The organism is uncultured Thiothrix sp. (genome assembly GCF_937876535.1).
In the GTDB taxonomy this organism is placed as follows: Bacteria; Pseudomonadota; Gammaproteobacteria; order Thiotrichales; family Thiotrichaceae; genus Thiolinea.
Genome location: NZ_CALFHZ010000028.1, coordinates 1 through 9,264 on the forward strand (window position 1 = coordinate 1; position 9,264 = coordinate 9,264).

At 44.5% G+C, this 9,264-nt stretch carries 6 protein-coding genes; 4 read left to right on the plus strand and 2 right to left on the minus strand.

Annotated elements, in window-relative coordinates:
- The first annotated feature begins 129 nt into the window (after positions 1 to 129).
- From Q0230_RS19015 to Q0230_RS19030, 4 genes are all read left to right on the plus strand, one after another.
- On the plus strand, positions 130 to 1,671 hold the full coding sequence (locus Q0230_RS19015; protein WP_298613266.1) for a protelomerase family protein: 1,542 nt from the start codon (positions 130 to 132) through the stop codon (positions 1,669 to 1,671).
- A 129-nt stretch (positions 1,672 to 1,800) separates the two neighbouring features.
- The gene (locus Q0230_RS19020; RefSeq protein WP_298613269.1) at positions 1,801 to 2,037 is read left to right on the plus strand and encodes a hypothetical protein; all 237 of its coding nucleotides are present in this window, start codon (positions 1,801 to 1,803) and stop codon (positions 2,035 to 2,037) included.
- A gap of 304 nt (positions 2,038 to 2,341) precedes the next feature.
- A complete protein-coding gene (locus Q0230_RS19025) occupies positions 2,342 to 2,593 on the plus strand; it encodes a hypothetical protein (RefSeq protein WP_298613272.1) in 252 nt (83 codons plus the stop codon).
- A 10-nt stretch (positions 2,594 to 2,603) separates the two neighbouring features.
- The gene (locus Q0230_RS19030; RefSeq protein WP_298613276.1) at positions 2,604 to 3,776 is read left to right on the plus strand and encodes a hypothetical protein; all 1,173 of its coding nucleotides are present in this window, start codon (positions 2,604 to 2,606) and stop codon (positions 3,774 to 3,776) included.
- Positions 3,777 to 5,028: 1,252 nt separating this feature from the next.
- On the opposite strand, the gene Q0230_RS19035 is transcribed toward Q0230_RS19030, so the two are convergent.
- Positions 5,029 to 7,629, minus strand: coding sequence for a hypothetical protein (locus Q0230_RS19035; protein WP_298613279.1), 2,601 nt, complete (start codon positions 7,627 to 7,629; stop codon positions 5,029 to 5,031).
- A gap of 260 nt (positions 7,630 to 7,889) precedes the next feature.
- A complete protein-coding gene (locus Q0230_RS19040; RefSeq protein WP_298613283.1) occupies positions 7,890 to 8,996 on the minus strand; it encodes a toprim domain-containing protein in 1,107 nt (368 codons plus the stop codon).
- Positions 8,997 to 9,264: the final 268 nt, after the last annotated feature.

Below are 9,264 nucleotides of genomic sequence, written 5' to 3' on the forward strand. Positions count from 1 at the left end.
GGTGTACGGATTTAGGATGTGGGTAGCGATTGTTTAGAGGGGGTGTGCAAATATGTTGACATGGTGATTTTATGCTATATAATATTCGTTAGGTGTACAGATAAACGAACTTAAAAGAGGTTGTAAATAATGACCGATTCACTTAGACAAGAAGTCATCAGCTACGCGCTAAATCGACTAGATGCTATTGACGAAAAGTATAGTGACCTAAAAGAAAAGCAAAGCCAGTGGCGTAAAGCTGCGAACAAGATTCATAAAGACCTTACCCGAGAGGTTGACGGTAAGTCTGTTATTTCAGCAAACACTTACCACAATTACCTTACAGCCGTGCGCAATGCCATCAAGGAAACCGGAAGAAAGCACCCTGCCCTCGCCTCTTCACTAAATCGCAAGGGATATTTAGCCCATGCTGTGAAAGAACTGCCAGCGTATGCAAACGAACTAAAGGCACTAGCAAACATGCCAGCCTCGACGGTCGGCAATGGTAAAGCCCTGTTAAAAGAACAATTACACGCTGAACTCAAGGGGGCGCAACTCGATAAAGCTATCGAGATTGTAGACGGGTTATTAATAGATCACCCGATGGTAGCTATGCTGGTGAAGAGCAAGGCCAGACGGGAACAACGCGCTATATCTGAAGCTGCAAGCCTCACCCATAAGAGCCAACACCTAAAAAGCTACAACTTTCCTGCTGTTCTGGCACTGGCTAAGCAAAGTCTAGATGCTGATAGCTACACACAAGTAGCATGGGGCATTGCCCTGTTGACGGGTAGGCGGTCGGGGGAAGTTCTGCACTTCGGTAAATTCACTAAAATTGACCAAAGCACCTTATTGTTTGAAGGCCAATTGAAAAAGCGTCAAGGCACACAAGCCGAAGCCTACCCTATTCCTGTTCTTGCGGATGCTGATTTAATTATTGAGGCTATTAAACGTTTAAGAGCAATGCCCGAAGTAGCAGTGTTTAAGAATGGAACAGGTAAATACTACGATCAAGAAGTAAAGTATTCTGAACTCCCTAAGCACAAATTAACCTTGGCTATTAATCAACGCACTAACGGGGTATTAAATGACCGCGCTAAGCGTTTAATGAATGACCAAAACGAAGTATTCAAGAATACACGGGGTATTTATGCGCGTTACGCATCGGATTATATCCGCCCTCATTCAGAGCAATGGGCGCGATTCAATGAAGACCAATTCTTAAAAGCCGTGTTAGGCCATGAATCCGTTGATGAGGTAAAACACTACAGACAAGTAAGCCTTGCTTATGAAGAGGGTCAGGACTGGTTAAAAGTGCCAGAGGAGCAAGAAGAACAAGCCGGAAAAGCAACAGAGAATCAAGAGCCGGTCAAGAAAAACTGGAAAGCCTATTCACCCATTAAAGCATTGCGCGAAAAATTAGACACTTTGGACAATAAGCCCGTGATTATTGGGGGGCGCAAGGTTTCCGCTAAATCTATTATTGAGTTTCACGATAGTAAATTACGCTTTTGGGTAGCAGAAAACCCCCATTTAAAGATCACTCAGTCGGCTATTGAGAAGAATAAGGGCAATACGCTGGAGAGTGGTACAGGTAGCGTAAACGTCAGGGTCAACCGTGGCACGTTTCAGGCTTGGTTATCTGTTGTCGGGGCGGATGCGGTAGAGGCTTACAACGCCGGAAAAAACTAATAAGTTTCACTTGGGCGTATTACGCCTTTTAGTTATACTGTGAATGAGGGCGTAATACGCCCTTAACTAAAAAGTCAAAATTGTTATTAAGTGAGTGATAGATGAAAATAAAGATGGAAGGACTGCTTAATGAGCCTGAACAAGGAAACCGGAAAACACTCACAAAGCGTATTGCCTAAATGCAGTTTTAATTTAAAAACTGAGAATGTGGAAAGATTGGAAGCGATAACCAAAGAACTGGAGCGATTGACGGGTAATAGTCGATGGACGAAAGCAGAGGTGATTAATTTTGCTATTGAGTTAGCGTTTAGAAATTTGCCTCTTTATGAAAAACGCCCCACTAAAAACGATCATGTAGAGAATTGATTTATTCGCCCTGCCCTTGTGTTGGAAGCACGTAGGCAGGACTTCACCTTAATGACTTATGGAGAGTCACTAAAATGCACGCTAATCCTAGCACAGCGCATGCACGCGCACCCATCACAGACCATACCGAGATCGTTGACCGCTTAAGCCGTACCAGTGGCCTGAAAGAATTTGTATTCGATCTGTTGGACGACAGAACGGGGAGATTGCAGGGAGGTTTTCTGAGCAGTGGCCTGAAAGAATTTGTATTCGATCTGTTGGACGAGTCCACCAGTACCCATGACCTATTAAGGGAGGCGGCCTAATGGAATTACCTAACACAGTACAGCCGACCCCTAACTACGGTTATGAGCTAATCGCCTTCACGACGGCTTTATTGTTAGTCGTGTTCATGGGACTGATTCCGACCTTAGTCGAGGCCAATCTTAAACAATTACCATTCTGCTTAATCGGCCTTGCCTTTGTCTTTGGGGCTTTATTGGCCTACCAGCATCAACACCACGGGCGCTTTTGGGCGTTCATTGTTGCAGCGGTTTTAATGGTTTTAGGGTTTTAAGGGGTTAGCCATGAATGAATTAGTTCAATACCAACACGGGGCGCGGTTTCACGCTAAGGCCGTGCATTACTCGCGCTATTACACTCTTGAGCAATTAAAGCAGTTCTACAGTACCGCAAGCCTTGGGTTCATCTGTGCCAGCTTCGCCAGTTGGGCGCTCATGGCCTTCTTTATCGGGCAATTCTTCGCCGGTGCTGAGTTTGAGTCTATGCACGAGTGGCGTGCTATCCAGTTTGTCTATGCTGCGATGGGCATAGCCCTTGCTACTGCGATTACCATAGCCGAAGCGGTGTTGTTTAACTCAGGACGTGCAAGGGAATATCTTTTAGTCATGGGTTTTTCAGTGGGCTTTTCCATCTTCGCTGAATCAGCAGCCACGATGCAACGTGAACAGAGTACGGTGGCTTTTAAATCGACTCAGAGTGAAGTGTATAAAGCTACGATTAAATCAATCGACGTTTTGTCGACTACCAGTACCCTAACCCCTGCTCAGATTAAATTAGCTCAATTACAGGCTTCCTATGCTGAGGCTAAGCAGTTAGGCAACAAGGGGGCAATGGATGCACTACAGGCTCGAATCTTGCGCTTAGAGCAGCAAGCGGAACTAGAGCAAGCCAATCGAACCACTTCCCTACAGAACACCATCACACAGGCTAAAGCCCTCGAATACGATGAAACCAAGCATCAAGCGATGATTCGGTTTTTGTCAGAAGTCTTTGGCTTAAGTTCCGTGGTCGCCTCTGCCCTACTCGCGTTCTTCCTGATCCTGACCTTCAAGATTTGCTTCCACTATCTGGGGGCAATGCGTCAATTGAATGAGCGTGCTATCTCGATTAATACCGGAAAAATTAGCGCATCAATTGAGCAATTCAGAATCGCGCCCTCTTCCGGTTCGCAGTCTGAAAACAGCTTACAGTTACCTGTTATACAGTTACCTGTAGAAAATGAAGAGCTAGCAAATAATAGTAGTATTTCAACTGTTTACACTAAGGCCGAATCAGCAAAGGTGGGCGCGTTAATCAGTTGCCCGAATTGTGGAGGTCAATTCCAGAAGTCGAACAAGTGGCACTTATTTTGCTCAAATAATCGCAAGCCAAGGGCAGACGGAGGGAATTGTTCAGACGATTGGCACAACGCCCAAAAGCCTGAAAGAGCTGCCCATGTTGAGAGCCGAAAGACTTAGGGCAGGGTAGCAACCAATAACCAAGAGCCGGACTAGTTCCGGCTTTTTTGTGTCTAGGGTAGGCGGCCTAGCTGTTTGTAAACTTCATCATCATTGCGTTTGCCAATCAGAATAAGCGTCAAGGTAGTTTCATCTGCTGTGTAAACAATCCGGTATTCACCAAAGTCGACCCGATGATAGTCATAACCTTTTAGTTTTTGGCTATCAGTCGGGAAGGGGTCACAAGAAGGGTGGGGAAGATCGACTACTTAACAGGCTTTTTGTCTATCTCGATAACTTCATATAACAAAGTATTAATTTAAGTAGCGGTTAAACGCTCATTTTTAAGCGCTATAGCATTATTTTCTGCTTACCCATACCGAACTACTACAACGCGTAAACAAGCGCGATTGTGAGCCAACTTAAGGGATAGGGGGCGTTAAAGCCTCTACAGTCATGTGAGTTGTAGACCGTGAAATTTGTTCAAATTGTTAAATTCTTCGTCGCTCTACAGTCATGTGAGTTGTAGACCGTGACCCCCCATCTAATTTTGGAAGAGTCGCACCCCTTAGAAGTTTTACGACACATGCCTTGTGTATTTTTTCGTAAAGAAAACAAAACTGCTAAAAAATTCAGCTTATTGATTGCTAAATAGGGTGGGGGGTCGGCAAGGAAAAACCTTAACGCCCCCTGCAATCTGGGTACTTGGATGAATACACGTGGTATGTAGTGGAAACCCAAAGGTTTCCCAAAGGTTTTCTCCTGCAATCTGGGTACTTGGATGAATACACGTGGTATGTGTCGTAAAACTCTAATTACGAGTTGCCGTTTTTTTACTCAGTTTTCTACACTCCCGTAAACACCCCGCAAAGCCTGATACAGCAAAAGTTTCGATTTTTGGAAGAGGGGCACTCCCTAGAAGTTATACGACCCTTATCACTGTGTGGTAACGCTGGGTAACGGGCAAGGGATGCTGCACAAAAAGCTATAAGTCCAATAGCAGGGGAGATGGACAACCACATTCACTCAAAAAGGTAAAATTTTAGGCAAAGAAAAGTTTAGAGTTAATGGGGTCTTTAATACCCTTTTTGTTGGTCGTTCTCTTCTGAAAAACAGAGCTAAGAACTACAGATTTTAACGACCAAAAGAAGGGGGTTTAAATCGCGTTATTATTTATTTCTTATATATAAGGCAAATAGCAACCCTGTTTTTCTATAAAAATCAACGTGTTGCAGGAATCATAGATTTGAATCTATGATTCCGAAAAATCACGCTAGTTTTGCACCTCTTCAACCCACTTTTGAAGCATCAAGGTAATGGTAGTGTAGTTTAGTTTTCCCGCTAAAATTCGCCCATGAAACGGTTCTAAATAGTCGATAGCATCATCTAGCTTTTCGCTGTGACCTAGATCATTTAGTGCCACGTTTACGGCTTCCACGACGTTAGAGGGTGCGTTTTTACGGTTTCCTAGGTCGCGTTCGCTTTCAATGTGTTTTCTTGCCTGATATTTCGCTAAGTATTCGCTGAATTGATCAATACGCTCTTTTAGCTCATTGATACCGGCTAACCTCCTCCGGTTCATCATAGCAAGGGCAAGCTCAAGACTTTCAGGGCAAACCGTGTATTCCTCTTTCCCTCTTAGCTTGCGTAACTTAACCCCGATTCGCTCCAACATATCGACTATATAGAGCAGGGGGCTAGCCTTCACTTTTTGAACATCGGTGTCAGTGCTTAGCAAACCGCAAGTAATCGCTGGTTCTGGGTTCTGTATCAATGAAAAAAACAGGCCATAAGCACTATGATTTTTTTGCTTAATTAGCTTTTCTTCAAACTTACCTACTTTACCTACCAATAATTCCCCGTTCACCTCGACTACACCCGCCGCTTGCAATGCCAAGCGCGTATATTTGGCTAGGTTTAACCAATGCGCTTTTGAAGTAGTGGTTTTCTCAAGAAAGCTAACACGATCATCATCACTAGCGGATACCCCAACTAAAGCAGCTTTAATTACTTCCAACAGTTGCGATTTGTCAGCGTAAGCACGCTCCCATTCGCGTACTGTAGTCAGTAGGCTTTTCTTGCCTTGGTCGGGCAAGATTAAACCAACCCATTCAGCCCGTTCAGCCGGTTCTAACTGTTCAAAATCAATACAGGCTTTTTGTTCGATGTACCGTCGATCTAAAGAGGGTTTTAGTAGTTCATCATGTGGGTCTATCTCTTCATTTTCATTAAGCTTGATAGCCGTTACCCTCGATTCAACCCATTCAGCCCGAATACGCTGGCGCTCTTCCAATAAACTTTCATAGGTTACATCACCCGCCGCTAGCTCTTTAGCTTTGCATGGTTTGACAATCGCGCCCTTTGATGTGCATTCATCTGTGAAAAGTGCTAAGAAGTTCTGCTTATCCGCTGCGAATTTAACCGCTTGCGCCATTAGAAATCTTTCGGCTTTGTCTTGGTTTGGGCGCGTTCTAGTCATCACTTGGGTAAGTAATTCTTCGCCACCAATGGCAAGGATAGATTCACGCATGGCTTTAATCTGGTGTTCAAAGCCTTTAGCAATTTGAGAGGTTTTAGGTAAAGGGCTTGGCGCTTCTTGGTAAAAGCACCGAATGGTTTTGTCTTTTACCGCGCGTTCTCTAAGCATGGCCTGCAACCCGTCTTGATGTGTTCCCGTGTCTTGGGCATTACTTAAAATGACATAGCAGCGGTCTGCATGGCGATAATGAGGGCAGGGGATAACTGCCCCCGACTCTAGGGTGATAGTCCGATCAAAGCTAATCCCTGTCGACATGGCAGGCGACAACATCACAAGATCATAGTCCTGATATGATTCAGCGGTCATCTGTTCGCGTACTGACTGAGGGCTTTTACTGGTAATCAGTACACGCTTTTGGATGCCTTTCTTGCTAGCTTCGCGGTCTAGTTCTTCCAAGAACGAAGCCGACAAACTAGTGACGATCACTTTTAACCCTTTGAGTAAATCGGCTAGTATTTGATTGATGAAAGCAGGCTTAGTTAGCGACTTGCCCCTATTGTCTTTTTCATCTTCCCAGATTTTGACGGTGTAGCCGTCCAGTTCTGGCTTATCAACAATGATAAGCAGCATGTCATCTGTATCAATTCCAGCCGCTTGCAGTAGCTTAACCGTGGATAGGTCAAGGTGAGCATCAGCGCATACAGTAGCCCTTGCTTGTTTAACTGCCTTCCCAATTGATTGGATGGTTAGCGCTTCATTTTTTACCACATCGGTAATAATTTCAGCCGCTACGCTATTAGATTCATCAATAACCAATAAGCCATCCGCGAAAGCATTGGAAGCCCGTTCAATTCTGAGCATGTCATGCAGGCTATGAATCGTCGTGCCTACGCGGTCAGACATTAACCCGCCTTCACGCTTCATCGTTTGGTAGTAATCAGCATCAAAGGTTTTGCACAGTTGACGGGTTAAACCGATCCTGTGGCAGATAGCCACACCCTTTCCACTGTAGTATTCAGTCATTAGAGCCGCTAGCGCGGTACTTTTTCCAATGCCAAGACCTCCCCTTAAAAGAACGGCTTTCTTTTGGTGCTTAGTCATCAAACTTTGAAGGAGGGGCGCGGGTAAATATTTACCGTCGATTAGGTCGCTAGGGCTTATGTGCTCTACGTTTCTAACAGTGCTTACTAGCTGCCTGATTGCTGCTATTTTTCCCGTGGAACAATTGCGTGGAACATTATTTGGTATATAATCAGCACTGTGATTATCTTGCTTGTTACCAGTAAAACTTGCAGCTTTACCCGACGTACAACCTTTGCTTGTATTGCCAAAAGGTACACCCTTAGTGATAATGCTAGGGCGTAATACACCTTTCGGCGCTTTTATATTGTTCATAAATTCACCTGTGCAGGGGAATGTAAATGACTAGATCGAAGTGCTTAAGGGCAGTTACACACCCCCGCTTGCAAGCATCCGACCCGCTTGGGATCCGCGCCCCCAAGACCTAAGGAACAAAGGAAGTTTTCACCGACTTCCCGAAGAAGCCACTCTCCCCAGAGTGGCTTTTTTCGTTTTATGCTCTTTAGCTCATTAGACGCTAAAATCATTGCCTATAATAACCCATCTTTTTCAGAAGGTCATAACAGAACCTGCCTTTATTGAGCACCAACTATATGTTGCAGTGCAGCTAATTCAGCTTGATCATCTAGCCAATCAACACCCTTAGAACCTTCTGCAATTGGTGAGGGTGGCAGGAGTATTTCTACTCTTATTTTCCCTATTAATCTTTTACTTAGCCGGTGCGCAGCTTCTTCACCTCTGCCTTGCCTATCTTTATCAGCAAAAATCAGCAAGCGCTTAACTTGTGGGGGCACTTCAAACGCTTCTAAAAGCTGTGCAGTGCAGCAAGCTGCTACGCTTAGCGTATCGAGCCTAGTAGCTACTGCTAGCATGGTCTCCAACCCCTCGCCGACGCATAAAACAGAACCCGCTTTCCCTAAGCGAATCGCGCCCCCGCTCATGCTGTCAGTCGTTTTTAACAGTTGTTTGCTCGCAATGTATTTGGTTTTTTCGCCTAAATATTTAGTAATAACCTGCTGAATGTATTCATCAGCCTTGTAACCATCCTTAGTGACCCTTATCAGTGATACGCCAAGCCAGCCTCTAGAGCTGGATAATCTGCCAATCAATGCAGGTACTGTAACCCATGCCCCCGAAGCATCCTTGACCGCTTTTCCTTGGTACTGAATAGATACCCCCGCATGGTGTAGTAGTGAAGGGGAATTAATGTTTATTGCAGCATCTAAACCCCTGTTGTGAAGATAGAGTTCTGTAGCTTGGTTAGGCGTAGCTTTTGCGTAGGAAAGAATCTTTTTTACAGTTTCTTTTCTTGCCTGTAATCTATCCGCTTCATTATGTGGGATTGTTCTATTTTCCAACTCAGGTTTGCAACCATCATTTAAGTAATGGTGAACCGCTTTCAGCGACTCGTAAAAACTCCAATTATTGAGCCATGCCAGTACCCCGAAGCCATCGGATAGAATTTTGTTATCAACTTGATTATGGAAGGCATGACCGTCTAAGACTGAACTAGATTCCAGCCTAAAACCGTCTCGTGAACCCGTCCCCATAGGGCAGGGGACATGCACCCCCACACGCTCGCAAGCCTCCGAAAGCCTACTATCTAAGGCTGGAAGTATAGCCAGCCATCGCCCCCGCGCTTGGTTTTTTATCGCTTCCTTGTCTAGTTTGTAGGTCATCATCGTACACCCCTAAAAAGGCCAGTTTATGGCTTTTCGCTTCTCATTTAGCAGATTCAAGTAGCAATAAAATTGCAGATTGATTATTAATCAAGTCTATAGCGACAAAAAGGCCTATAGTTTCCACTCTTAAAGAGTCAGTCTAAAAAGTCAAAAGTACAGATAAATAAAATTGACGCTTTTTAATATACAACAAAAGTTAGGTGTACACAATATAAAATATACACCCCCTCTAAACAATAGCGCCCCAGAAAGTGAATCCGTACACCCC